This window comes from Leisingera sp. JC1 (assembly GCF_001679925.1).
Lineage (GTDB): Bacteria > Pseudomonadota > Alphaproteobacteria > Rhodobacterales > Rhodobacteraceae > Leisingera.
The window spans coordinates 85,466-111,161 of record NZ_LYUZ01000002.1 but is presented as its reverse complement, the minus strand read 5'-3'; the positions used below and the strand labels follow the sequence as shown (position 1 = coordinate 111,161).

The following is a 25,696-nucleotide window of genomic DNA, read 5'->3' as shown; positions in this document are numbered from 1 at the left end:
GCCCGCCAAGAAACAGAAATCCAACGAAAAATTGAATTCACTGGGAGACGATACATGCCGAAGAAAGTTCTGAACAACATTTCGGAGATCCGCCGCTATTTCCATACCAATACGGACCCGGTCTATTTTGTCTCAGCGACCAACTTCAATCTTCTCGGGCTCGACGAGTGGGTAAAGAACTTCAAGTATATCTGCTACATGGACTGTTTCGACGGCCGCCACCCGAACGTGCTGGTGCCGTCTGAGCTGCCGCATGACGAATTCCAGTCCATCGAGGACATCAACAACTACCTGCTGCAGCACAAGGAGGTCATCGACTACGTCAAGGCGCGCGGCGGCAAGCCCAAGTTTGTGTTCCTGATGTTCGATGAAAAGACTGAGAAGCTGGCCAAGGAACTTGGCGGTGAGGTGTGGTTCCCCAAGGCGAAGCTGCGCACCAAGATGGATAACAAGATTGAGACCGTGCGGGTCGGCAACAAGGCCGGCGTGCCCTCAGTTCCGAATACGCTTTCAAAGGTCGACAGCTATGATCACCTGAAGAAGATCTGCAAGAAGGCGGATCTTGGCAGTGATCTGGTGCTGCAAAGCGCCTTCGGGGATTCCGGCCACACCACGTTCTTCATCAAGACGGAGGCTGATTTCCGCAAGCATGAGCATGAGATCGTCGGCCAGGGCGAAATCAAGATCATGAAACGGATCGATTGCCGCGGCTCGGCGATCGAGGCCTGCTGCACCTCCGAAGGCACAATCGTCGGGCCGCTGATGACAGAACTTGTCGGCTTTAAGGAACTGACGCCCTACCGGGGCGGCTGGTGCGGCAATGAGATTTTCTCTACTGCCTTTCCACCTAAGACACGCGAAAAGGCACGCGAGCTGACCTTCAAATTCGGCGAGCAGCTGCGCAAGGAGGGCTATCGCGGATATTTTGAGCTGGACTTCCTGATCGACAAGAAGACTGGCGATATTTGGCTGGGCGAGCTGAACCCGCGGATCACCGGGGCGTCCTCGATGACCAACCACGCTGCCTTTGCCCATGCGGACGCGCCGCTGTTCCTGTTCCACCTGCTGGAGTTCTCCAAGAAACCGTTCAAGCTGGATGTGGGGGAACTGAATGCCCGCTGGGCTGACCCGGACATGATAGATTCCTGGTCGCAGATGGTGATCAAGCACACCGAGGACACAGTGGATATCGTAACCCACGCGCCGGAATCCGGGATATATAAGATGCTGCCGGACGGATCAGTGGTGTTCGACCGTTTCGATTATCACCGCCGCGCTGTCGAAAGCGAGGATGAGGCATTCTTCCTGCGGATCTCCAATGCAGGCGATTACCGCTATGAAGGCGCCGATCTGGGCATTCTTGTCACCCGGGGCCGGTCTATGACCAAGGGCTTCCAGCTGACCGAGAAATCGAAACGCTGGATCGACGGCATCAAGAACGCCTATTCGGCGCGCCCGCTGCCGTCTGCACAGGCCTTTGAGGACCCGGCGTTCAAGATTATGTAGGCTGAATGAGACTGACATTCCGCGCCATGCAGGAAACGGAGCCGGGGCAAGTGCTGTCCGGGCTCTTTTCCGAATACCGCACAGCCTACTTGAATTGGTGGGCCAGCGAAGGCCTCTCTGGCCGTCCAACCTATGCCGAATGCCGTCGTGCGCTGCAAACACATATGCCTGAGATGGTGGGGCTTTATGATCAGCTGTGCGCGTCCGTTGGCGGCGGCGATCTGGAATCCCGGTTCCTCAGTTTCTATTGCCCGCCGCGTTATCTGGCAGGCTGCAGCCAGGCCATCTGGCAGGGCAGGGAGCCGCTGCTGGTGCGCAATTATGATTACAACCCTTCGGCCTTTGATGCGGTGTATCTGAAGACCGGTTGGAATGGGCGGCAGGTCATGGGGACCTCGGACGGCCTGTTCGGCTTGCTGGACGGGGTGAACGATGCCGGGCTTTGCGTCTCGCTGACCTTCGGCGGGCGCCGGGCCGTGGGCGACGGCTTTGGGGTGCCGCTCATCCTCAGGTATCTGTTGCAGACCTGCTCAACCATCGAGGAGGCAAAGGATGTGCTGCGGCGCGTGCCCTGCCACATGAGCTATAATGTGACGGTACTGGACCGCAACCGGAACTACTTCACCGCCTTTCTTGCACCCGACCGTCCGACCCTGATCACCCATGCGGCGGTTGCGACCAATCATCAGGAACGCGTTGAATGGACCAGTCATGCTCGTCTAACGGCCTCTGTTGAAAGGGAGCGGTTTTTGCTGCACCGGCTGACGCTGCATCCGGAAACCAAGGAAAAATTTGTCGGAACTTTCCTCAAGCCGCCACTGTACTCACTGGCTTTCGACAAGGGTTTTGGCACGCTGTACACTGCGGCCTATCACCCTGGCGATCTGTCAGTGGATTTGCTGTGGCTTGGCCGGACCTGGCGCAAAACGTTGGATCTGTTTGAGCCCGGCCAATTGGCAGTTGTCTACCCTGACCATCGCACGCAGCCGGTATTTTAGTGGCGTGCGCGCCTTCAATATGCAGCGCAGGCCATCGCTTGCGAGGGTACAGGCCGGGTTGAGCTGCCTTCATCCTGATGAAAGCGTGATAGTCTTGGCCGGGCACTGGTCTGCTGCGGGGCGGTTTCGGGCCGGAATTCCGGCTTCGGGAAGAAAAGTCTGTTTGCGGTCCTGAACGGGCGTGACACCATAGAATTTGCGGTAATGCAGCGTCAGCGTCGAGGAACTGGCATAGCCAACAGAATGAGCGATGTCCGAGATGCTGTCCCAGGAATAGCGCACCATCTGCCTGGCGGTCTTGAGGCGCTGGCGGCGGTAATACTCGCCAGGGCTGAGGCCTGTGGCGGTGCGGAAACTGCGCTCCAGCTGGCGCGGAGAAATTCCGGCCATGCGGGCGACCTCGCGGATGCCGACAGGAGTTTCGACATTCTCCGAAAAGATGGACATCGCCTGCTTGACCGCAGGCGGCATTTGATCAACCGTGCGGCCGCTTTGCAGAACGGGGATTTTTTGCCGTGCGCTGCCGCTGCGCAGGACAGGATGCTGATACATGCAGGCGACCTCATTCATAGCAGCCTCGCCAAGTGCGTTCCCGGTCAGCTCCAATGCCAGGTCAAGCATCGCAGCGGCTCCGGAAATTGTATGAACCGGCCCGTCACGCACGGCCAGCCTGTCCACAGCAGTGCAATCCGGAAAGGCGGTTTCAAAGGCGTTGCGGTAGCTCCAATGGACAGCGCAGCGCCGCCCGGACAGAACACCGCTGCGGGCAAGCGGGAAAATACCGCCCGCGGCCGCGCCAAGGATGATACCGTGGCGTGCCAGGTATCGCAGCCGGCCGTGTCCGGGGACCGGGTCATCAAACACGGCCTCTGGCCCGGAAAGCAGGAACAGACAGTCCATGGCGTCTGCTTCAGCAAGGCTGCAGTCTGCCGCAAAAGGCACGCCAGCGGAGGCTGTTGCCTGTGCGCCGGTCTCGGTCACAAGCGACCAGCTGAAAACCTGGTGCCCGGCCAGCTCATTTGCGGTGTGCAACGTGTCGATAGCTGCGGTCAGGCAGGCCATCGGAAAGCCGGGAAACAGCAGGAAGCCGAAGCGGCGGATCGGGGCGGGGCCGAAGTCGCTGGAGTGCAGTGTCATAGCATTACTCCAGTCCCAGTGCTTCTTTCTTGGACCGTGCCCAGGTGGACACCAGGTGGTCCACCATCAGCCCCATGAAGGCAACGGCAAGGCCCAGCACCAGGCCCTTGCCCACATCGGTGGAGGACAGCGCCCGCTGCATTTCCTGGCCGAGATCCTGGGTGCCGATGAAGGCTGCGATGATCACCATGAACAGCGAGAACATCACCGACTGGTTGACCCCGACCATAATGGTCGGCAATGCCATCGGCAGCCGCACCTTCCACAGGGTCTGCATCTTTGTGGCACCGGACATATCGGCAGCCTCGATCAAGGTTTCCGGCACCTGGCGCAGCCCTTCGATAGTGTAGCGAACCAGCGGCACCGCAGCGAACAGAATCACCGCGCCGACCACGGCCACGTCATTGACGCCGAACAGCATGACGACCGGGATCAGGTAGATAAAGCTGGGGAAGGTCTGGAGCGTGTCGCAGATCAGCAGCGCGATGCTTGCGCGCTTTTCGTTGAAAGAGCCCCAGATCCCCAGCGGAAAGCCCATTACTGCGGCGATCGAGACCGCGACCACCACGGTGTAGACGGTGATCATGGCGCGGTCCCACCAGCCGGACATGGCGATGAGGCCAAAGAAACCCAAACACACAAGAGCGGAGCGCAATCCGCCGATGGCCCAGCCGGCAGCTGCCAGCAGCGCCAGGACGGCAGCATAGGGCATCCACAGGAAGGCGTCACGGATCGGAATCAGCACCCAAGTGATCAGGAACCAGCGGAGCCACTGGGTCACCGGGTCGATCAGTACGATGAACCAGTCTGCGACTGCATCAATCGGTTTGGAGATGGTGAAAGCATCGCGGCGGCCGATCTGGTCCATCAGCGGGATGAACTGCGCCAGTACCAGGCAAGCCAGCGATAGGCCAATGCCGAGCAGCAGGAATTTGTTGTGCACAGCAAAGGATGTGCCTTTTTCGAAATGCTCGGGCTGTTTGGTGGCCCATGCTTTGGTGCAGCGGTCCAGCATGACCGCCAGCAGAACGATGGTGATGCCGATCTCGACCGAGCGGCCGATTTTCAGCGCTTGCAGCAACTGGAGCAGTTTCTGGCCGAGGCCCGGCATGCCGATGAAGCTGGCCAGAACCACCATGGCAAGGCATTGCATGATCACCTGGTTCACACCGACCAGGATCTCTGTCCGGGCTGTTGGGATGCGCACGTGGCGCAGCAGCTGCCAGCGGGTGGAACCGCACATATGGCCGCTTTCGATCACCTCATGCGGGACCTTACGCAGGCCCAACAGAGACATGCGGATCATTGGCGGCACCGAGAAAATGATGGTGACGATGGCGCCTGCCTTGGGACCGACGCCGATAAAGACGACGACCGGGATCATATAGGCGAAGTGCGGCAGGCTCTGCGCGATATTCAGGACCGGGTTCAGGATCCTTTCAAAAGTCTTGGAGCGCCAGGCGAGAATGCCCATGACAAGACCGAACAGAATCGAGAACGGCGCGGCAACGACGATCACGGACAGGGTCTCCATCGCCCATTTCCACTGTCCCATGACGGCAATCCAGACAAAGGTGCCGCCGGTCAGCAGCGACAGCCGCCAGCCCTGCAGGGCATAGCCGATGACAAAGCCGATGCTGGCGATTACGGTCCATGGAATGGGGCCGATACGGGGCCAGCGGTTCTTGCCGTACAGCAGGTTGGCGGTCACATCGAGCAGCCATTCGACGCCATCGGCAAAGGCGCGGGTCAGGTAGAGAAGGCCCAGATCGTCGCGGACAAACACGAAGAGTGCATTGATCCAGTCAGCGAAGGGGAGGACCAGCCACTCCGGCGGCCGCACCAGCCCGGCAGGCAAAACCGAATTACCAATGGCCAGAAGGCAAGCTGCGATGAAAATGGTCCAGCCTGTCCGGCTCCGCGTCCAGGTCTGAGGATTACCTGCAGGTGTCATCGTCTGGTCTGTCATGACCCTGCTCCCAGCAGCACGTCGAGTGCTTCCTGGCGGTTCATTGCGCCAACCAGAGTGCCGGTGTTGTTGGCCACAGGCAGGAAGTCGCGGCTGTCGTTGACCAGCAGCCGGGCAAGTTCGGCAATGGTCTGCTTGTCACCGACAGGATCGCCTGTCAGGCTGTGGCCGTTGACTTCGTGCGCCAGAACGCCTGCGTGAACCACGCGGGACTTCTCGATTTCCTCGGTGAACTTGGCGACATATTCGGTGGCGGGGTTCAGCACTATCTGGTCAGGGGTGTCGCATTGCTCCACGACGCCGTCCTTCATGATGGCAATGCGGTCGGCAAGGCGCAGGGCCTCGTCGAAGTCATGGGTGATAAAGACGATGGTCTTGCCCAGCATTTCTTGCAGGCGCAGGAATTCGTCCTGCATCTCGCGGCGGATCAGCGGGTCCAGCGCCGAAAACGGTTCATCCAGGAACCAGATGTCAGGCTCGATCGCCAGGCTGCGGGCGATGCCGACGCGCTGCTGCTGGCCGCCGGACAGCTCGCGCGGGAAATAGTCTTCGCGTCCAGAAAGACCGACCAGCTCGATCACCTCCAGCGCGCGGGCGCGGCGTTCGTGGCGGTCCTGTCCGCGCATCTCCAGCGGAAAGGCAACGTTATCCAGCACGGTGCGGTGCGGCAGCAGGCCGAAGCTTTGGAACACCATGCCCATCTTGTTGCGGCGCAGGTCTATCAGCTCTTTCTCGGACATTTCACCAATGTTCTGCCCTTCGACCTTGACCTCGCCGCCGGTGATGTCGATCAGCCGGGAAAGACAGCGCACAAAGGTCGACTTTCCAGAGCCGGACAGGCCCATGATCACCAGCATTTCCCCCTTGGCAATATCCAGGGAAACGTCCCGCACCGCGGCGATGTAGCCGGCCTGGCGGATCTCATCAAAACCCGGGTTGCCGCTCAGGGATTTCAGGTACTGTTCCGGATTGGCGCCAAACAGTTTCCAGACGTTTTTGCAGGAAATGACGGGGGTGGCGGCGGTCATGGCTTAACTTTCTTTAGCAGGGATTCCGGGGCAGCGGGCCGCCCCGGCTGATTGACGTTCGTGCGGGAAATCAGGAACCGGTCCAGGGCTTCCAGAGATCTTCATTCGCCTCCAGCCATTCGGCGGCGGCGTCCTCCGGCTCCAACTCGTCAATGTCGACCAGCTTGGCCATTTCTGCGATTTGCGGATTGGTAAAGCTAATCTGGGTCAGCGTTTCATAGGCCGCGGGCCACTTGTCCTTCATGCCGTCCCATGCGGCCTTTTTGAGGTAGCCGTTCGCCGGATTGCCGCAGTCGTAGGTGGCATCCGGGTTCGGGCCGACCGCAGGATCCTTGTCGCAACCCTCTTCCCAAGCCGGAAATTCAACAAATTCGCCCGGCCAGACAGCCTCTGCAAAGTTCGGTGTCCAATTGAAGATCACCACCGGCTTCTTGGTTTTTTCCGCGGCAGCCACTTCCGCCCACAGTGCCGACGCGGAGCCGGCGTTCACCACGGTAAAATTCATGTTCAGTGCTTCGACGCGCTCCGCATCATGCTTAAGCCAGTCAACCGGTCCGCCCAGGAAGCGGCCCTTGTCGCCGGTTTCCGGGGTGGCAAAGGCGGCGGCGCAATCATTCAAAGCTTCCCAGCTTGGCAGTCCGGGGCAGGCTTCTTTAGTCCAGGCCGGATACCACCAGTCTTCGCGGGTGACGGCGTTGTGATCGCCGGCATCGTGCAGGCCGCCCTTGGCCAGTGCCTCATTGAAAGACTTGCCAAAGGCGCCTTCCCAAACTTCCAGTTCAAGCGTGACGTCGCCCAAACGGACCGATTCATAAACGGCTTGGCTGTCGGTCGAAACATACTCAACGCTGTTTCCCATGGATTCAAAAATCTGCCCGACAACGTGGCTCATCACGATCTGGCTGGACCAGTTATGGATGGGAATGATGATGGGGTCGGAGGAATCCTCTGCCATAGCCATCGGAGCTGTCATCGCCATTGCGGCGGCACTGGCCATTAGGTGTTTCCGGAATTTCATGTGTGTCTCCCTGTTGTCGCGGCCCCGGTCCTGACGGCCTGAGCCTTTTCGCTGTTTGAAAGCCATGCTTTCGGTGACGGAGGCTAGGCAGCAGATGTGAACAGGTCAGCCCGGACAGATGAACAGGCTGGCCATGTATGTTAAAATTTGTTAACTGAAGGGAAAGTTGGGGTGCGGGACCTGCATGGCGCATATCTTGATCATTGAGGACGAGCCGGTCACCCGGAGCACTCTTGCCAGCTATCTGGATGCGCAAGGCTATGCCGTTTCGCAGGCCGAGACCGCCGAAGAGGCGGAACGGGTCCTGCAAACACGGGATGTCGATCTGCTTTTGGTCGACATCAATCTGCCCGGCAAGGACGGGTTGCAGATTACCCGGGAACAGAGAGCCAAATCGGACATTGGAATCATTCTGGTGACCGGCCGGGATGACGAAGTCGACAGAATTGTAGGCTTGGAACTTGGCGCGGATGACTATGTCTGCAAGCCATTCAACCGGCGCGAACTTCTGGCCAGGCTAAAGAACCTTTTGCGCCGCACGCAGGAGGCTCGGCGCCTTGCGCGGCGGGTTTATACTTTTGGAAAATTCCGGTTCGACGTCGCTGCGCGGCATCTGCAAACAGTTGAGGGTGACAGTATTCCGCTGACCCGTGCGGAGTTTGAAGTGCTGGATATGCTGGTTGGCCGGGCGGGTGAGGTCGCGACGCGCGACGCGCTGATGAGCCGGGTCACCCATCGTCAGTACGGGGCAAACCCGAGGACTGTGGATGTGCTGATCCGGCGCCTGCGCAGCAAGCTGGAAGAAGACCCTGCAAATCCCCGGATCATCACCACTGTGCACGGTGAAGGCTACGTGTTCACTGCTCCCTTGGGCTGATGGCCATAGTCGCGCAGCACTCTGGACAGAGCCTCCAAAACTTGCGGCGCTAGTGTGCTCAGCTCGCCCATATGCTCAGCGGTGGCGGCCTGGCTGCCATCGGTGGCGGACTTCTCGAGTTTTGCCAGAAGACTGGCCAGGTCCTGCTGACCGAAACTGCTGGCGGCGCCCTTCGCGCGATGGGCTTCCTGCGCCAGCCGTGCGAGGTCATGCGCTGTTTGGCTGGCGTCCATCTTCTCAACACTTTTGGGAAGTTCCTGCTGGAACAGCGCGGCAATTTCAATGGCCCGCTCCTCGCCCAGATCCTGAATATTCTCCTGCATCTGCCGCAGCAGGCTGGATCTCCTGTCCTGTCCGGGAGAGACTTGGCGAGCTGACAAGTAAACTGCGCCTTCGTGGCCCTGTGTGATGCTTTGCAGCGCCTTGGCAAGACGTTCCGGTGAGATTGGCTTGGCCACGAAACCATTCATCCCGGCCAGCAAATGGGATTCGATCTGCTCTTCTTGAACATGCGCGGAGATGCCTATGACCGGAAGATTTGACAGTCGCGGATCTGTCATTGCGCGCAGGCGGCGGGTAGCCTCAGTGCCGCTGATACCAGGCAGGCTGACATCCATCAGCACTAAGTCGAACCGGGTCTCCGGCAGGATCGCCAGTGCTTCCTCTGCGCTTGCCACGCATTGGCAGCTGTGGCCCATACGTTCCAGATAGCCCTGCGCAACCATTTGATTGATCTCATTGTCTTCCACCACAAGAACCGACAACGGGGGGCCAGACAGCTTGACCGGAGCCGGCGGGTCTTCCGGCTTCAAGTCTGCAGGATCGCCGGGCGCAAGTTCCACTGCCAGGGTAAAAACAGAGCCGACGCCTTTGGTGCTTTCCAGGGACAGGCGGGCACCGATTGCCTGGGCAAAATGCCTGCTGATCGCCAGGCCCAATCCTGTTCCACCGAATTTGCGGGCGGTTTCCGGGTCTTCTTGCTCGAATGCTTCGAAAATGCGCACCTTGGCCTCCTGGGAAATGCCCTTGCCGGTATCGCTGACCTCGAAGGCAACCCGGTGATGCCCGGCAGTGCCGCCATTTCTGCGAACCCGCAGGATGACTTCGCCCGTGTCCGTGAACTTCAGTGCGTTCGACAGCAGGTTGAACAGGATCTGCCTCAGCTTGGCGGCGTCTCCTTTAACAACGCCGGGGAGGTCTGCAGGTGCATCCAGCCACAGATGAACTCCTTTGCTGTCGGCACTGGGGCGCAGCAGGACAATGATCTCGTCCACAAGATCGCGCAGTGAAAACGTGACGTCTTCCCGTTTCAGCGCGCCGCTTTCGATTTTGGAGTAGTCCAGAATGTCGTTCAGGATTTTCAGCAGGTTCTGGCCCGACACCAGCGCCGCGCGCAGGCGTTCCATTTGCCCGGGCGGCAGGCCTTCGTCAGAGAGGTTGCGCAGCATGCCCAGAACGCCGTTCATCGGGGTGCGGATTTCGTGGCTCATCATCGCCAGGAATTCAGATTTCGCCTGATCGGCAGCTTCGGCCTTCTGACGGGCATCGTCGTGTGCCTCCACTTCTTCCCGCAGCCGTTCCGTTTGTTCGTCGACAAGAGATTGCAAGTTGTTGCGGTGTTCCCTGAGTTCCTGTTCGTTGCGGTCGCGGACCTTTTCCAGCTCCTGCTTGTCGAGTGCTTGCTGGCGGAACACTTCCACGGCCGCTTCCATACGGGCTATCTCATCTTGCCCGCGGGGCTGGACCGGGTGATCCAGTTCGCCGCGCATTAGTGCGGCCATGGTGGCTGCCAGCTGGTTGAGGCGGCGGGTGATGCTGCCGCGCACATAAAACCAGAGGACAGCCAGTGAAAGCAGGAAGCCGGTGACGGCAGCAAACCCATTGCGCAGCTGTGCCCGTTGAATGTCAGCTGCGGCAGCATGCCCCGAGCTGATCGCCCGCGCCTGCGCCTGATCGGCGACGGCAGAGGCCTCATCACCAAGCCGAAGCGCTGTGTTCTGCAGTTCCAGCTTCAGTGTGTTGATGCGGGTTTCGGTGGTGAGGATGCGGGCTCGCAGGCCAAAAAGGCCGGCGTTGCCTTCCGTCACGGATTGCAGCTGGGTGGCATAGCCTTCAGCCTGCTGGCGGCGGCCGGGATCGCGAATTGCCTTGATCCGGCGGGAAACGATGTCCAAGCGGCTGGTCAGTGCGCTCTCGATCTCCTGCAGTTCGGCCTCGTTGCCTGCCTCTTCGATCCGGTTGATCAGCAGTCCGATCTCAGCAGTTTGCGATCTAAGTTCGAACATCAGGCCAAGCTGGAACAGGTCCACCTCTATCAGCTTGTCCAGCATATCGGTGCGGGCCTGCTCCTCCACCGGAGACGTGCCTGGTCCGTACAGGCTTGAAATGACGGCTGTTGTTCCCATCTCGGCATTGGCAACCAGCGTGTCGGCCATGCTCAGTAGGTTGTTTGCGGCGGTCAAGTTGCGGGTGGTCAATTGTTTGAGCCCGCTGTGCAGCGCGATGCGCGTTTCCACCAGTTCATCAAGCAACGCCAGTACACTTGCGGCATCAGTAACGGTTTCCCGCAGGCGGCTGGACCCGGCTATGCCGCCACGCTTCAGCGCGTCCAGCCGCCGGGTGAGCGCCTCGACCTGAGCGGACAGAAACTGCGCCCGGTTTGCCCGTTCCGCTTGGGTTGCGACACCGGCCAGTTCCGGGGCAATGGCTATGATTCGGGTGCTTTCCTCTGCCATGCCGCGCACTTCTGCGATGGCGGGAATTGTCTGGCTGATCACTTCTGCCTGGCGGCGTGCAAGCACACGTAGTTCAACCAGCCCCAGAATGCCGGCAAGGGTCGGCAACCCCGCAATAACGATAAACGCGAGGCTCAGTTTTCCGCCAAGGCCGAGCTTTCCTAACATTCAGGAACTTTCGCCTGCATTTGCGGATTTCGCAAATTTGAATTTCCCTTTTCCGTCCCGCTGCCTATCCTCCACTCCCGGAGAAGGGGACTTCATGCGCGCTTTGTGGCTACTGCTTTTTACGTGTTTCAGCACAATGGCGGCTGCGGACAGCTGGCGGCTGCAGGTGCCGCGGACCGCTTTTGACTACGGCAGCGGGCTGGAGGAAGTGGAGTATGCACCGCTCGAACGGGCGGCGCAGGAATGGCGCCTGTGCATCGCCTACCCGCACTTGAAAGATGCATATTGGCTCAGCGTTAACTACGGGATGGTGGCAGAAGCCGCTCGGCTGGGAGTGTCTTTCAAGCTGGTCGAAGCAGGCGGTTATCCCAACCTCAGGCGGCAAATTCAGCAGGTGGAGGCTTGTGTCGCCGACGGTTCCGATGCGCTGATCCTTGGAACTGTATCTTTCGCCGACCTTACCAGCACGGTGGAGCGGATTTCGGCTTCTGTTCCGGTGATTGCTGCTGTGAATGACATTGCCGATGCCGGGATCACGGCCAAAGTGGGAGTGTCCTGGACGGAGATGGGGGCCGAGGCAGGCAGACTCATCGCTGCACGCCATCCGAAGGGGGCACCTGAAGTCAAGGTCGCCTGGTTTCCAGGGCCGGCGAAGGCGGGCTGGGTGGCTTTTGTCGAGGAGGGGTTCCGCGCCGCGCTTGCTGACAGTTCAGCCAAGATCGCGGTTACAAAATATGGCGATACCGGGCGTGAAATCCAGGTGCGGCTGGTCGAGGAGGCGCTGGATGCGGTTCCGGATCTGGACTACATAGCTGGTTCCGCGCCTGCTGCGGAAGCCGCAGTGTCGGTGCTGCGCGCCCGCGGCATGCAGGAACAGGTTCAGGTTGTTTCAGACTACATGACCCATGCGGTCTACCGCGGGGTTCTTCGCGATCGCATAATAGCTGCGCCAACGGATTTTCCTGTGCTTCAAGGACGGCTTGCGGTCGAAATGGCAGTGCGTGGAATCGAAGGCAGTTTGCGTTTCAAACATGCCGGGCCTGCCATCAGGATTTTCGACCGCAGCACGGTGTCAGAGGACTTGCTGGACCAGACACTGGCACCTGCAAGTTTCGTGCCTGTTTTCGATTTTCAGCCGCATCAGTAGGGGCAGGGGTGTCATGGCTTTCGCCATCTGACTGCCCTGTTGTTGACCGCTAGCCTGCGGCAGGTCATCCTTTGGCTATGGCTGCCAACCGCTGTTTTGGACAGCGTCAGACTTTCCGCGGCTGTTATGACAGTGAGGCCTGCCAGATGCCTGAGGCGCAGCAAAAAGGCTATCTGCACGACACCCACCGTCTGTGTGATCCAGCGCAGACACTGGCAAGGGTGCGCCCGCATCTGACAGATATGGGGATTACCCGGATTGCTAATCTGACGGGGCTGGACAGGGTGGGCCTGCCCACGGTTATGGTCACGCGGCCAAACTCCCGGTCGGTTGCAGTGTCGTTGGGCAAGGGGCTGACACTGGAGGCCGCGCAGGCCTCCGGCGTGATGGAGGCTATTGAGGCCTGGCATGCAGAGCGGATTACCCTGCCGCTGCGATCCGCCAGCTTTCTGGATTTGCAGAAGGAGGCACTGGTTGCGGATGTGGCACGGCTGCCGCGTGTGACCGGTGCGGGCTTTAACCCGAAACAGCGGATGTTGTGGATCGAAGGCACCGATCTGGCAACTGGCAACCGGTATTGGCTGCCCTATGAAATGGTGGATACTGACTATACTGGTCCTCCCAGCGGCGGGCAAGGGGCGTTCCCGCGCACTACAAACGGGCTGGCGTCGGGCAACAGCCTTGCAGAAGCTTCCTGCCATGCGATCTGCGAGCTGATTGAACGCGATGCGATCACCCTGTGGCACCATGCGGCGCCGGGACCGCGCATTGATCCGGCCACGATGGATGACGCGCGCTGCCAAGACGCGCTGGACCGCTTTGCTGCGGCGGGGCTGGACGCAGGTATATGGGACATCACTTCTGACATCGGGGTTCCGGCGTTTCTTTGCATGATTTGCGAGGCAGGCAGCGGGGCCGGCCATATCGGCATTGGCAGCGGCTGTCATCCGGACCGGGCCATTGCCCTGCTGAGAGCACTGACGGAGGCGGCACAGACCCGCCTGACCTATATTTCCGGAGCGCGCGACGATCTGGATCCGGAGGAATTCACGCCTGCAGCGGCCGCTGAGCGCGCTCAGTACGTTCGCCGTCTGCTTTTGCAGTGCGAGGCCGCGGCCAGGTTTCAGGATTGCCCGGCTTTTTCCTCCCCTTCTTTCGAAGAGGATCAGTGCTGGCTGCTGAACAGGCTGGAAGCAGCCGGAATGATGCAGGTGCTGACTGTTGACCTGTCGCGTCCCGGGTTGGGCGTGTCCGTGGTGCGCGCCGTGATCCCCGGGCTGGAAGCGCCGCACGACGATCCTGATTTCATCGCTGGCGCGCGGGCTTTGCGGGCGGCGGAGGCAAGTCAATGACGGCTGTGGTGTTCGCCGGACCGACCATCGGGGAGGAGGAGACCAAAGCCCTGTTGCCCGGCGCCATTGTTCTCCCCCCTGCCGGTCAGGGGGATATCTACAAAGCAGCGCGCCAGGGCGCCGCAGCAATCGGACTGATCGACGGCTACTTTGAAGGGGTGCCTTCAGTCTGGCACAAGGAGATTCTATGGGCGATGGAGCAGGGCATAACCGTGTTCGGCAGCGCCAGCATGGGGGCCTTGCGGGCGGCAGAGCTGTCGGCCTTTGGTATGATTGGCGTCGGCAGGATTTATGAGGCTTATGCCTCAGGCGCAATCATCGACGATGACGAAGTCGCGGTCCTGCACAGCCCGGCGGAGCTGGGCTATGCGCCGCTGAGCGAACCAATGGTTTCGATCCGCGCGACGGTGGAGCATGCGGCAAGCGGTTCGGTTCTGGACGCGGTGCAGGCGGGAGCTGTTTTGCAGGCCGCCAAGGCGCTTTACTATCAGCAGCGGACCTGGAAACGAATACTGGCGGATCTTCCAAAGTCATCCTGGCGGGACCGGTTTGCGGCCTGGGTGAAGACAGACGCGGTGGATGCCAAACGCAAGGACGCGCAGGAAATGCTGGCTCGAATGTCAGAGTTTTCCGGCAAGGAAGAGACGATTGCGGTCCAGGTGTGCGAGCCGATGGAGCAGACTCTTGCATGGCAAGGGCTGGTGCGCCGGGCTGAAAAGCAGGAGTGCAGCTTGCAGGACGCGGACCGCAGGGTGCTGGATGAGTTGCGGTTGGAGCCGGAGCGTTATGCTGCGTTCCTGAACCGGGCGGCGCTGCGTTTCCTGGCGCTGCAAGAGGCGCAGAGGTCCGCTATTCAGCCCGGACGGGAAGCCTTGTTGGCGCAGCTGAACAGCCACCGGCAGGCACATAGCCTGGTCCGCAGCAAGGACTTGCAGACGTGGCTGCAGGCCAATGGGCTGACCGCTGCGCAATACGAGGCGGAACTGGGCGAGGCGGCGCGAGCCGCTGCGGCTACCAGCGCGGTGCAGGGCGGCTTGGAACCCCGCTTGCTGGCGGAGCTCCGTTTGGCAGGTGCCTATGCCAGCCTGAAAGCGCGGGCCGATGCCAAAAGGAAGCAGGCCTCGGGATGTGTGCAGCCGGGCATTTCCATGCAGCAGGCGGACCGGTTGCGGACAGTGGCTTGGTATTTCGAAACCCGTCTCCGTCAGGACATTCCGGAGGATTTAAAGGCATACGCGGCGGGTATAGGAATTGAGATTACGGAATTCTACGAGCTGATCCGGCGAGAATTCATGTATCATCATGAGTGCAAAATGGGGCCCGCATCAGGCCGCAGCGGCGAGGCAGGCCGGGGCCAGTGAAACCTCCGCAGGATTGGAGGCACTATGGACGACACCTTTGAGGCGGCACAGGAGGCACCGGGAACACGGTTCCTGCTGTTTCCGCAATCGCCGTTCAGAACGGACAAGCCGGTGCTGGAGCTTGTTGAGATTTCCGCGCCCCCGGGTAGCATCGGTCCGGGGCCGTCAGGACCGCGGATGTATACGGTAAATGCGCTGGGCAAGATGATCCCCTATGGCGCAATTGTGCAGGGGCCTGAAGGACAGGGCATGTATCTGCCGCCTTGGCACGGGGATATTCACGCGGCGCCGGAACCGGATGCAGACGGGCACTTCCTTCATATCCCGCCATCTGATCCTCGGTTTGAAGCGGCACACCTTTTTGCAGCGGCGCATTTCACCCTAGATGTATGGGAAGAGTATTTCGGCCACGAAATACCCTGGCACTTTGCCCGCGACTACGACCGGCTGGAACTGTCCCTGCTGCCAAGCTTGGATAATGCCCATATCGGTTGGGGGTTTCTTGAAACGGGCGGCACCAATGAACACGGCGGTGAGTACCGCGCTTACAGCCTGAACTTTGATGTTGTTGCTCATGAGATCGGCCACGCCATTATTTACAGCATCGCAGGGATGCCGGTCTTGGAAGATGTTCCCGGTGAATACTACGGGTTTCATGAATCTGCGGCGGATATGGTTGCGCTGATTGCCTCCCTGCATTTCGGATCGGTGGTCGAAGACCTGTTAGAGAACACCAAGGGCAATCTGTACACATTCAACCAGCTGAACCGGTTTGCAGAGCTTGCAGGGAATGCGCAAATCCGGATGGCAGCGAACACCCGGCTGCTGGATGATTTCGTTTGCGGATGGAGCAGCGAGCACGCGCTGTCGGAGCCCCTGACCGGGGCGATGTTCGATATCCTGGTGGACATCTTTCACGAACGGCTTCTGGTGCATGGTTTGATTACCCCTGAAATGGAGGATCTGTCCGACCAGCTGGAAGACAGTCCCCATTATGGAGAGGTCATGCAGGCACTGTTCGATGCCCGCTATGCCGATGATCCTGAGGGTTTCCGTGTTGCGCTTCTGGAGGCCCGGGATATTCTGGGCTCCTATCTGGCAGCTGCGTGGAGCATGCTGGATGCTGAGGCGCTGACCTATGCAGCGGTGGCGCAGGCGCTTTTGCTGGTTGACAGTAACTCAACCGGCGGAGCGTTCCATTCGATCATCGAAGGCAATTTCCGGATGCGGGGGATTGGTTTGGTTCATGCCGGGCCACGTCTGGAGGAAGCGGGTGAAGACAGCCATGCACATTCCGTGCGGACTCGGGTACCGGATTAAGCAGGACCCGAACCTCGGAAGAGGTTCCGGTATTGGTCAAAATCAATAGATTTCCGGCAGGTGGCGTGTTTCAGGCTTCGAAAGCTGTGTGGTGATATGCCAGCGCATTTCTGCCTGGCGCGCGCAGATGGCTCGTTCTGGACTGTATTCCGAAGGCTCTCGGTTGGCCGCGTGTCTATGAGCAGTGTCTTCTCAGCGGAGTTGTCTACGTCCGTCGCAATGGTTTCCTCCAGAGCGAAGCGCCCACTCTTTGAAGTGTATTTGAACTGTCGGTGTTGTTAATCGCCGTTCAGCACAGTTCGTCCGGTTTGCGCCATCGCTATACTCAGCTCCTGGCTCAGGGCATTCCATAACTGCTCCAACCCCGTCTCTCCTGAAGCGGCGATAGCAAACTGCAGAATTCGTCCGGCGAATACAAAGTCTGCCCCCAGTGAAAGAGCTTTGAGAACATCCTCGCCTGACCGGATTCCACTGTCATAGAAAATAGGGAAGTCCGGCCCTAGCGAGGAGCGGATTTTCGCAAGCATTTCAATCGGAGCGGGTGCAGCCTCAAGTTGCCGCGCGCCATGGCTTGAGACTTGAATGGCGTCAACGCCTGCCGATACCAGCGCGCGGGCGTCTTCCACGTCCAGAACGCCTTTCACCACCAGTTTTCCGGGCCAGAGATCACGCAGCCGGGCAAGCGTCTCCCAGGTGGCCCGGGCACGGCTTTCGGTGCGGTCGAATTCATATCCCTCCATCTCAAAGTTCGCCATCACAGGCTTGCCTTTCAGCAGGGTTGTCAGCGACCAGCGCGGGTGCAGGGCAAAATCCAGGAACTGCCGCGGGCCGATGCGGAACGGCATTTTGAAACCGTGGCGCAATTCGCGCGGGCGGCGGCCGACCTCGGGCACGTCGACCGTCAGCACCAGCGTCTGGTATCCGGCCGCGCGGGCGCGCTCGGCCAGCTTGAAGGTGCCGGTGCCGTCGCCGCTGAAATAGAGCTGGAACCAGGCGTAGCCCTCTGCCGCCTCCAGAATGGTTTCTAAGGGGGTCGAGGCGACGGTGGAAACCCCATGCGGCACCCGGTAGCGCGCTGCCAGCCGGGCCAGCATCAGGTCGGCGCCGGGGGCTGCGAGGTTGCACATGCCCATGGGGGCAATCCCAAAAGGCCGGTCCGCCTCGGCGCCGAAGATACGGGTGGCGAGCGAGCGCTGGCTGACATCACGCAAGATTCGGGGTCGCAGGGTGATGGCATCCAGGGCGGCGCGGTTGCGCGCCGCCCCGGTTTCCTGCCCGGCGGCCCCATCGATATAGTCAAACACCATCCAGGGCAGCAGCCGCCGGGCCAGGCGGCGGGCATCCTCGGCAGAGTGGATGGCGCCTGCACCCATCAGCCGGCCACGGCCTTCATGAAGCGGTCGCGGATCACCACCGGGTCCATGGTGATCACCGGCATCTTGGCGTTGCCGCTGTCGCATTTGACCACCAGCACAGTTGCTTCGCCACTGGCCAGCGCCTCCTCCAGCGCCGGACCGGTGTCCTTGTCCTGCACCTCGACCACCCGGGCGCAGCCGGCGGCGCGGGCCATGCCGGCCAGATCGGTGCTCTGGCTGGTATAGGTCGGCTGGTCGCCGGTAGAGCCGTAGGAGCCGTTGTCGATAATCATCAGGATGTAATTACCGGGGGCGTTGTTGCCGATGGTGGGCAGGGTGCCGAGGTTGGTGAGGATTGAGCCGTCACCATCGATCACGATCACCGGTTTCGGCTGTGCCAGCGCCAGCCCTAGGCCGATGGAGGAGGCAAGCCCCATGGTGCCCAGCATGTAGAAATTGGTGGGTTGGTCGTCGATCGCATGCAGCTCCTGTGATGGAATGCCGATGTTGCAGACCACCAGCTGGCTGCGGAGAATGGGGGCGATCTCTTTCAGGATTTCGGAACGGATCATTGGTCGCCATAGCCTCCCCAGAAATTGGCGTCGGTCAGGATGGCAACGGGCTTGTTGCACATGAAGGTGTATTTCAGGATGTTGTCCAGTTCCTCGACATCTTTCTGCCAGTGGAAGTGGTAGGCCGGGATGTTGAGCTGGGCGAGCAGCGCCTTGGTGTGCACCGCCATCTCCACCTGGCAGGCCACCGGCTCCCGCAACTCGCCGCGGTAGGAGATCAGCATCGGCAGGGGCATCCGGTAATACTGGATCAGCGTTGCCAGCGCGTTGATGGTGACCCCGATGGCGGTGTTCTGCATGATGATGGCGGGGCGCTTGCCGCCCATCCAGGCTCCGGCGCAGAGCCCCATGCCCTCATCCTCCTTATTGGAGGGTATGTGGAAGATGTCGTCGCGATGGTCGATCTCTTCGATCACACCGGCCAGTTGTTTGCAGGGCACGGTCGTGACGAAGGAAACGCCGTTGGCGGCCAGATCGTCAGCGATCCTCTTGTCTATGTTCATGGTCGGTTGCCTTTGCTTAGGGTGTCGTGTTTCGGGGGCAGGCGGTCCGGCAAACGTGGACCGCGCAAGGGGCGTGGCGGACAACGCGGGCCGCTGTCGAGCCGAGGAAAAAGTCGCTGAGCCCCGGTTTATGGGAGCCGACGACGATGCAGTCCACGCCGTGCTGCTCCGCGTAATCGATGATGGCGCGGTAAGAGCGGCCCTTGACGATTTCCGCCGTCACATTGTCCAGGCCTGCGGTCTTGGCCGCGAGCAGCTGGCGGGCCTTGTCGAAGCCTTCGCGCATGGTGTCTTCATCCAGGTAGGCGGTGACCGAACTGTGCACCGCCTCATAGACATGCAGGGCGGTAATCTGCCCGCCCGGATTGCACAGGGTGGCGGCGGCCTCCAGCGTCGTTTCAGAAACCCCGTGATCCAGGGCCATGGGAACCAGGATTTTGTCATACATGGTTGCTCTCCGTTTGATTGGCGCGCGGGCTCAGGCCCAGGGGTCGAGGATGATCTTGGGGGCGGCCACCGCACCGGACCGAAGGTCGCGAAAGGCGGCGGCGCCGTCCGACAGCGGCCGCTGTTCAGGCCAGTCCAGCGGGCCAAGGCGGCCGTCGAAGATTGCCTGCGCGGTGTCGCGGAAATCCTGCGCGGTATAGGTGTAGGTGCCGATGAAGGTGATTTCCTGCAGCGTCATGCGGCGGATATCCAAGCCGCCCGCGTCCTCACCTAGTCCGACATGGGCAATCACCCCGCCGGGCGCGGCAGTTGCTGAGGCCGCGGCGCGGGTGGCGGCATAGCCCACGGCGTCCACCACCAGCGGCACCATTCCCTTGAACTCTGCCACCGCCTTTTGCCCGCAGCGGTCCGTCAGGTAGGCCCGGCGCGCTTCGTTCGGCTCCTGGATGGTCACCTCCTCCACCCCCATCGCCCTGAGCGCCAATGCAGCTGCCAGGCCGATGGCGCCGCCGCCGATTACCAGCGCGCGGCGTTCTGTGCTTGGATGCAGCGCCTCCAGCGCCAGCCGGGCGGCGTGCCAGCTGACCGCCAGCGGTTCGGCCAGAGCGGCCTTTTCCAGGGGTACCTCCTCTGGCACTGTCACAAGGTTGCGCTCCGGCATCGCCACGAACTGGGCAAAGGCGCCCTCGCGCGGGGGCATGGAGATGATCTGGCGGCTGGTGCAGAGGTTTTCGCGCCCCGACGCGCAGGCAGCGCAGCTGCCGCAGGTCACCAGCGGATTGATCGTTACCCGGCGGCCCGCCTGGGGGCCGTCCTCGATCACGCCGGCAGCTTCATGCCCCAGGATCAGCGGCGCGGGCCGCCGGTTGTCGTGGCCCAAGTAGGCGTGCATGTCCGAGCCGCAGATGCCGGAGGCGCGGATGCGGATCAGATGCTCACCATCCCGGCCCGCTGCCATCGGAACGTCGCGCAGCGCAAGCGTCTCAACCCCTTCATAAACCAAGGCTTTCATTTCGCTGTGAACCCCCCGTCAACCATCAGGATTTGTCCGGTGACATAGGCCGACGCCTCCGAGCATAGGAACAGGAGCGGCCCATCGATGTCCTCCAGCCGCCCGTTGCGGCCGATGCAGGTCTGCGCCGCATTGCGGGCGGCGCGGGCGTCATCCTCGAATACCGCCTGGGTCAGCTCAGTCGGGAAGAACCCCGGCCCGATCGCGTTTGCGGTGATACCAAGAGGCGACCAGGCTTCTGCCATGGCGCGGGTCAGCTGGCCGATCCCGCCCTTGCTGGCGCCATAGGCAATGCCGCCGGGAAAGGCGCGGGTTGTCTGGAGCGAGGCGAAATTGACGATCCGCCCCCAGCCCCGCTCCTTCATCGTCGGCACCAGCGCCTGGCTCAGGAAGAAGGGCGCCGAGAGGTTCAGCGCCAGGGTCTGATCCCAGCCCTCCGCTGTCACCTCATCCGCGGCTTGCCGGGTGTTGACGCCCGCCGCATGCACCAGGATGTCCGGCGCCCCGAAGGGGGCGGAGACCGCCTGCCGCAGCGCTTCCAGCCCGCTGCGGTCCGCCACATCCGCGGCCGCATATGCGGCCGTCGGGCCGATCTCCGCGCAGAGGCTTTCCAAAGCCTCCGCCCGCCGCGCCACCACCACCACCTGCGCCCCGGCTGCGGCCAGCGCGATTGCTGCCCGCCGGCCCAGACCAGAGCTAGCGCCGGTGATGCAGGCGGTCCGGCCTGCCAGATCGAACTTGGTTCGCGGGTCAACCATCGGCGGTCAGGTCAAAGGKTTCATCCGGGAAATACTTGGCCAGCCGCACGTCGGCCGCGCGGGCGTGGCCCTCCATCCCCTCTAGCCGGGCAATCCGGGCCGTGGCCTCCGCCACCGGCTTGGAGCCCTCGCGGGTGGCGCGCTGCCAGGTGACGATTTTCATGTATTTGTGGACACTGAGACCGCCGGTATAGCTGGCCGCGCGCGAGGTCGGCAGCACGTGGTTGGTGCCCGCGGCCTTGTCGCCGTATGAGACCGTGGTCTCCTCGCCCAGGAACAGCGAACCGTAGCAGGTCAGTTGCTCCAGCCACCAGTCCAGATCCTCTGCCTGCACGGTCAGGTGTTCGGGCGCGTATTCATCGGAACAGGCGGCCATATCTTCGCGGTCCGCGCAAAGGATCACCTCGGCATAGTCGCGCCAGGCCGCGGCGGCGTTCTCGCGGTTCACTTCGGGCAGATCGTCGATGTAGCCTGGCACCAGCCGCATCACTTCTTCCGCCAGGGCGCGGTCATCCGTTACCAGCCAGACCGGGGAGTTGTAGCCATGCTCTGCCTGGCTCACCAGATCGGTGGCCACGATATGGGCATCCGCGGTGCCGTCGGCCAGGATCAGGCTGTCGGTCGGGCCTGCAATCATGTCGATGCCGACCCGGCCGAACAGAATCCGCTTGGCCTCTGCCACGAACTGGTTGCCGGGGCCGACCAGGATGTTGGCCTTGGGCAGGCCAAAGAGGCCGAAGGTCATCGCAGCAACCCCCTGCACGCCGCCCATCGCCATGATCTTGTCGGCACCGCAGATGTGGGCGGCATAAACAATGGCCGGTGCCACGCCGACGCCGGGGCGCGGCGGCGAGCAGGCAGTGATGTGCTTGCAGCCGGCCACCTTGGCGGTGGTCACGGTCATGATGGCGCTGGCAATATGGCTGTAGCGGCCGCCCGGCACATAGCAGCCCGCCGCATCCACCGGGATCACCTTTTGCCCGGTGACGAAGCCGGGGGAGATTTCGGTCTCCACATTCTGCATCGTGCTTTTCTGCAGCTCCGCAAAGCGGCGCACATTGTCGTGGGAAAACTGAATGTCAGCTTTCAGCTTCTCCGGAACCAGCGCGCAGGCGGCCTCGATCTCTTCTGCCGTCAGCAGCACATTGCCCTCGTACTGATCGAATTTGGCGGCATACTCCAGCGCCTTGGCATCGCCGCCGGCCTCGATGTCGTGAAGGATACCCTGCACGATCTTATGGGTTTCGGAGGCATCGGACTTGGGGGTCAAGGCAGCCTTTTTCAGGTATTCACGGGTCATTTCCAGGGGGTCCTACTTGTAGATATCAGGAAGCAGCGTGGTCGAGATCGGCGGGATGTAGGCGATCAGCAGTACCACGATTAGCATGGTCAGCACGAAGGGCACGGCGCGGGCGGCGATCTTGAGGATGGATTCGCCGGTGATGCCGGAGACGACGAACAGGTTCAGCCCCAGCGGCGGGGTGATGAAGCCCACACCCAGTGCGGTAATCATCATGATGCAGAACTGGATTTCGTTCATGCCGATGTTGTCCGCCAAGGGCTTCAGGATCGGCGCCAGGATCACGATGTTTGGCGTTGTCTCCATCACACAGCCGGCCGCGATCAGGATGCAGATCATCAGGAGGATCAGCAGAGACGGATCATCGGTCAGCCCGGTCACCGCGGTCACGAACCCCTGCGGTACGCCCATGATGGCCAGCGCCTCGGCCAGCGGAGCGGAGAAGGCGATGATCGGCAGGATCACCCCGTTCACCTTGGCAGAGCTAACCAGCATCGCCGGGAAGTCCGACAGCTTCAGGGTGCCGAGCAGGAAGCCCATCAGGATGGTGACGACCACCGCGGTGGCGCCGGCCTCGGTCGGGGTCAGGCGGCCGGAGAAGATGCCGTAGAAGATGATGCCCGGCACGATGAAGGCATACCAGCCGGATTTCAGCGCATGGCCTAGGTTGCCCAGCCATTCGCCCAGCCCCATATTGCCGCCGGTCTCATAGGTATAGAGCCGGTTCATGATGATGTTGGTGACCAGGATCGACACCAGGATCGCCAGTCCCGGGATCAGCGCCGCCAGGAACAGGGTGGAGGCGGAAATGCCCAGCACCAGGCCGATGATGATATAGGCGATGGAGGGCGGGATCAGGATGCCGGTGCAGGCACCCGCCGCCACCAGCGCGCAGGCATAGGGCCGCGGGTAGCCGCTTTCGACCAGCCGCGCGATGGTCATCCGCCCGACGGCCGCAGCGCCGGCGGCGTCAGAGCCGGAGATCGCCGCGAACATGCCGCAGACCAGCACCGTGGCAGAGCCGAAGCCGCCCCGTGTCCAGCAGGTCAGCGCCTCGGCCACATCCAGGAACTTCTTGCTGAGGCCGGTCCGGACCAGCACGTCGCCGGTCAGAATGAACAAGGGCACCGCGGTCAGCGCAAAGGCGTCGATGCCGGTGAATAGGCTTTCGCCGATGGCGCTCAGCGGAAGGTCGCCGGACATCACCAGCATGGTGATGGCCGCCGCGCCGATCGCGGCCCACACCGGCACCGCCAGCGCAATCAGCGCCACGAACATGATCACCGGCAGATAGAAGTCCCAGCCCAGCTCGACCGTTTGATTGAGTGAATTCCACAGCATCGCTTAAGGCCCCTCAATCAAACAGCTTGTCGCCTTCAAAGACGGGGGTGCCGTCGCGAAGGCTGCGGTAGTCACGCAGGAATGATTGCAGCAGGCGCCAGATCATCAGGGCAAAGCCCGCGGGCACCGCCATCAGGAACCAGACCATCGACACCCGCAGCCCGTGGCTCACCGATCCGAACTTGGCCGAGACCAGCACCGTCTCGAACGACCAGTAAAGCGCCACCAATGCCACGATGAACATCACCAGGTCGCCGAAGATATAGATCAGCGCCTTGGGGCGGGGCCCCAGGTAATGCAGGATCACGTCGATACGGATATGGGCGCGTTCCTTGACTGCCGCTGCGGCGCCGATCCAGGCGAGGTAGATAAAGGAATAGCGGACTATCTCCTCACCCCAGATCGAGGAGAAGGCAAACAGCTCGCGCCGGATCACTTCGATCGCCATAGTGATGACCAGCATCACGTAGAACACCAGGAGCAGCCAGCGCTCCGCGTTCTTGTCGATGTTTCGCAGGATGTGCATTGCCGTTCCCGGGGTTCAGGCACGCCCCCGCAGCCAGCTCGGCGGGCTGTTGCGAAGGCTGCTGTTGAAAATTGCGGGGGCCGGATGAAGGCGCCCCGCCTAGTGCGGCTCAGGCGTCGTGAACGAAGTATTTGCCCTGGGTGCCCGCGGCCTCTTCCAGCTTGGCGAAGCTCTCCATCGAGCCTGCAAGCTCGGTCTTGAAGGAATCCCACTCGCTGCGCTGATAGCCGCCGGCCTCTTGCCACTCGCCCAGTTGATCGTCGCTGAGGGTATGAAATTCGACACCGGCCTTGGCCAGCTCCGCCATCGCATAGGCGCGGGCGGAGGGCACTTTGGACAGGTTCTGATGCGCGGTCATTTCCGATCCCCACATCACGCCGTCCTGCACGTCGGAAGGCAGTGAGTTGAACCATTCCAGATTGCAGGAATAGACTTGGCTGTCCGGCACCGCCTGGGTGAAGGTCACATGGCTCAGGATATCCTTGAAGCCAAATACATACAGTGCCCCGACGGAGGGGTCGAGCGCATCAGCTACCCCCTGCTTGATGGCGGAGGGCGTCTCGCCCCAAGCCACCGGCGTCGGGTTGGCACCAACCATGCGGTAATACTGCTGCAGCATCTTGGATCCCGGCACCCGGAATTTCACACCGGCCATGTCGCCTGGCGACATCACCGCATTGCCTCCCTTACGCACCGCCACGACGCGGGGGTCGATGTTCACATAGAACAGCGCCTTGAAGCCGGCGGCCTCCACTTTGGGATGCACTTCCGCCTTCCAGAAGTCGGAGTTCACCAGATTGGTGAACCGCTGATTTGACCCGCAGAGATAGGGCATGTTGATCAGGTCGACGGTCGAAGCGAAGGGGGCAAAATTCGACAGCGAATGCTGCGCTGCCTGAATGGTGCCGCCCTGAACCTTCTGCACCAATGCGCCGCCTGCACCCAGCTGTCCGCCGGGGGCCAGCTTTACATAGATCTTGCCGTTGGTGGCGTTCTGGATGTTCTCTTTGAGATCCAGCTGCATGATCGGATAGCTGCGTGACGCTCCCAGCACATAGGCGGTGGCAACCGTCATGATATGTTCCGCCGCGCGCTCGCGCTCTTTCTCTTCCTTTGCGGTCTGCGCAGCCGCTTCGGACGACCACAGCACCCCGCCCGCACCAGCCACCAGCGCCGCGGTGAATGAGCCGACCGAGGCCAGTTTCAGAAAATTCCGGCGCTCAGCAGATTTGAGGCCATCCTTGCCATTCGTCATAGTTTTCCTCC

The 25,696-nt window shown here is 61.4% G+C and carries 22 protein-coding genes; 7 read left to right on the top strand and 15 right to left on the bottom strand.

The genetic code is table 11. The features are described from left to right. Positions 1 to 54: 54 nt before the first annotated feature. Both A9D60_RS02535 and A9D60_RS02530 read left to right on the top strand, forming a co-directional pair. On the top strand, positions 55 to 1,506 hold the full coding sequence (locus tag A9D60_RS02535) for a biotin carboxylase (protein ID WP_065266158.1): 1,452 nt from the start codon (positions 55 to 57) through the stop codon (positions 1,504 to 1,506). Positions 1,507 to 1,511: 5 nt separating this feature from the next. Next, the gene (locus tag A9D60_RS02530; RefSeq protein ID WP_175392870.1) at positions 1,512 to 2,504 is read left to right on the top strand and encodes a C45 family autoproteolytic acyltransferase/hydolase; all 993 of its coding nucleotides are present in this window, start codon (positions 1,512 to 1,514) and stop codon (positions 2,502 to 2,504) included. 69 nt (positions 2,505 to 2,573) lie between these two features. Here the strand turns inward: A9D60_RS02530 and A9D60_RS02525 are convergent, their stop codons facing one another. From A9D60_RS02525 to A9D60_RS02510, 4 genes are all read right to left on the bottom strand, one after another. Further along, positions 2,574 to 3,641 carry a GlxA family transcriptional regulator gene (locus tag A9D60_RS02525; RefSeq protein WP_083194073.1) on the bottom strand — a complete coding sequence of 356 codons (1,068 nt, stop codon included), beginning with the start codon at positions 3,639 to 3,641 and terminating at the stop codon, positions 2,574 to 2,576. 4 nt (positions 3,642 to 3,645) lie between these two features. Continuing rightward, the gene (locus tag A9D60_RS02520; RefSeq protein WP_065266157.1) at positions 3,646 to 5,610 is read right to left on the bottom strand and encodes an ABC transporter permease; all 1,965 of its coding nucleotides are present in this window, start codon (positions 5,608 to 5,610) and stop codon (positions 3,646 to 3,648) included. Beyond that, positions 5,607 to 6,638, bottom strand: coding sequence for a quaternary amine ABC transporter ATP-binding protein (locus A9D60_RS02515; RefSeq protein WP_065266156.1), 1,032 nt, complete (start codon positions 6,636 to 6,638; stop codon positions 5,607 to 5,609). Before A9D60_RS02515 ends, A9D60_RS02520 begins: the two co-directional genes overlap by 4 nt. A gap of 70 nt (positions 6,639 to 6,708) precedes the next feature. Further along, positions 6,709 to 7,656: an ABC transporter substrate-binding protein gene (locus A9D60_RS02510; RefSeq protein ID WP_065266155.1), complete on the bottom strand. Its 948-nt coding sequence runs from the start codon at positions 7,654 to 7,656 to the stop codon at positions 6,709 to 6,711. Positions 7,657 to 7,840: 184 nt separating this feature from the next. Between A9D60_RS02510 and A9D60_RS02505 the strand changes: the two genes are divergently transcribed. Then, complete coding sequence (locus A9D60_RS02505; RefSeq protein WP_065266154.1) at positions 7,841 to 8,533, top strand: response regulator; 693 nt, start codon at positions 7,841 to 7,843, stop codon at positions 8,531 to 8,533. Here the strand turns inward: A9D60_RS02505 and torS are convergent. After that, on the bottom strand, positions 8,506 to 11,436 hold the full coding sequence (torS, locus tag A9D60_RS02500) for a TMAO reductase system sensor histidine kinase/response regulator TorS (protein ID WP_065266153.1): 2,931 nt from the start codon (positions 11,434 to 11,436) through the stop codon (positions 8,506 to 8,508). The two genes, A9D60_RS02505 and torS, sit on opposite strands and share 28 nt — an antisense overlap. Positions 11,437 to 11,530: 94 nt before the next feature. Here torS and torT point away from each other — a divergent pair, with 94 nt between their 5' ends. The 4 genes from torT (at position 11,531) to A9D60_RS02480 (ending at position 16,616) form a co-directional block, all read left to right on the top strand. Then, a complete protein-coding gene (gene torT / locus A9D60_RS02495; RefSeq protein WP_065266152.1) occupies positions 11,531 to 12,583 on the top strand; it encodes a TMAO reductase system periplasmic protein TorT in 1,053 nt (350 codons plus the stop codon). Between the two features lie 77 nt (positions 12,584 to 12,660). After that, positions 12,661 to 13,935 (top strand): YcaO-like family protein, encoded by a 1,275-nt coding sequence (locus A9D60_RS02490; protein ID WP_254656608.1) that lies wholly within the window; start codon positions 12,661 to 12,663, stop codon positions 13,933 to 13,935. Further along, positions 13,932 to 15,296, top strand: a complete 1,365-nt coding sequence (locus tag A9D60_RS02485) for a TfuA-like protein (RefSeq protein ID WP_065266151.1) — start codon at positions 13,932 to 13,934, stop codon at positions 15,294 to 15,296. The genes A9D60_RS02490 and A9D60_RS02485 overlap by 4 nt, the downstream gene beginning before the upstream one ends. 24 nt (positions 15,297 to 15,320) lie before the next feature. Then, the gene (locus A9D60_RS02480; protein WP_065266150.1) at positions 15,321 to 16,616 is read left to right on the top strand and encodes a hypothetical protein; all 1,296 of its coding nucleotides are present in this window, start codon (positions 15,321 to 15,323) and stop codon (positions 16,614 to 16,616) included. A 278-nt stretch (positions 16,617 to 16,894) separates the two neighbouring features. On the opposite strand, the gene A9D60_RS02475 is transcribed toward A9D60_RS02480, so the two are convergent. From A9D60_RS02475 to A9D60_RS02430, 10 genes are all read right to left on the bottom strand, one after another. Then, on the bottom strand, positions 16,895 to 17,989 hold the full coding sequence (locus A9D60_RS02475; RefSeq protein WP_065266149.1) for an alpha-hydroxy acid oxidase: 1,095 nt from the start codon (positions 17,987 to 17,989) through the stop codon (positions 16,895 to 16,897). Continuing rightward, positions 17,989 to 18,543, bottom strand: coding sequence for a sulfopyruvate decarboxylase subunit beta (gene comE / locus A9D60_RS02470; RefSeq protein WP_065266148.1), 555 nt, complete (start codon positions 18,541 to 18,543; stop codon positions 17,989 to 17,991). Before comE ends, A9D60_RS02475 begins: the two co-directional genes overlap by 1 nt. Then, the gene (gene comD / locus A9D60_RS02465; protein ID WP_065266147.1) at positions 18,540 to 19,046 is read right to left on the bottom strand and encodes a sulfopyruvate decarboxylase subunit alpha; all 507 of its coding nucleotides are present in this window, start codon (positions 19,044 to 19,046) and stop codon (positions 18,540 to 18,542) included. The genes comE and comD overlap by 4 nt, the downstream gene beginning before the upstream one ends. A gap of 16 nt (positions 19,047 to 19,062) precedes the next feature. Then, positions 19,063 to 19,494, bottom strand: a complete 432-nt coding sequence (locus tag A9D60_RS02460; protein ID WP_065266146.1) for a universal stress protein — start codon at positions 19,492 to 19,494, stop codon at positions 19,063 to 19,065. A 30-nt stretch (positions 19,495 to 19,524) separates the two neighbouring features. Beyond that, positions 19,525 to 20,505 (bottom strand): alcohol dehydrogenase catalytic domain-containing protein, encoded by a 981-nt coding sequence (locus A9D60_RS02455; protein ID WP_065266145.1) that lies wholly within the window; start codon positions 20,503 to 20,505, stop codon positions 19,525 to 19,527. Then, a complete protein-coding gene (locus A9D60_RS02450; RefSeq protein WP_065266144.1) occupies positions 20,502 to 21,263 on the bottom strand; it encodes an SDR family NAD(P)-dependent oxidoreductase in 762 nt (253 codons plus the stop codon). The genes A9D60_RS02455 and A9D60_RS02450 overlap by 4 nt, the downstream gene beginning before the upstream one ends. Further along, positions 21,256 to 22,563 (bottom strand): histidinol dehydrogenase, encoded by a 1,308-nt coding sequence (gene hisD / locus A9D60_RS02445; RefSeq protein WP_065266143.1) that lies wholly within the window; start codon positions 22,561 to 22,563, stop codon positions 21,256 to 21,258. Before hisD ends, A9D60_RS02450 begins: the two co-directional genes overlap by 8 nt. Positions 22,564 to 22,575: 12 nt before the next feature. After that, positions 22,576 to 23,904, bottom strand: coding sequence for a TRAP transporter large permease (locus tag A9D60_RS02440; RefSeq protein ID WP_065266142.1), 1,329 nt, complete (start codon positions 23,902 to 23,904; stop codon positions 22,576 to 22,578). A gap of 13 nt (positions 23,905 to 23,917) precedes the next feature. Further along, complete coding sequence (locus A9D60_RS02435; protein WP_065266141.1) at positions 23,918 to 24,430, bottom strand: TRAP transporter small permease; 513 nt, start codon at positions 24,428 to 24,430, stop codon at positions 23,918 to 23,920. 109 nt (positions 24,431 to 24,539) lie between these two features. Beyond that, positions 24,540 to 25,685, bottom strand: a complete 1,146-nt coding sequence (locus tag A9D60_RS02430) for a TRAP transporter substrate-binding protein (protein WP_065266140.1) — start codon at positions 25,683 to 25,685, stop codon at positions 24,540 to 24,542. Positions 25,686 to 25,696 lie beyond the last annotated feature (11 nt).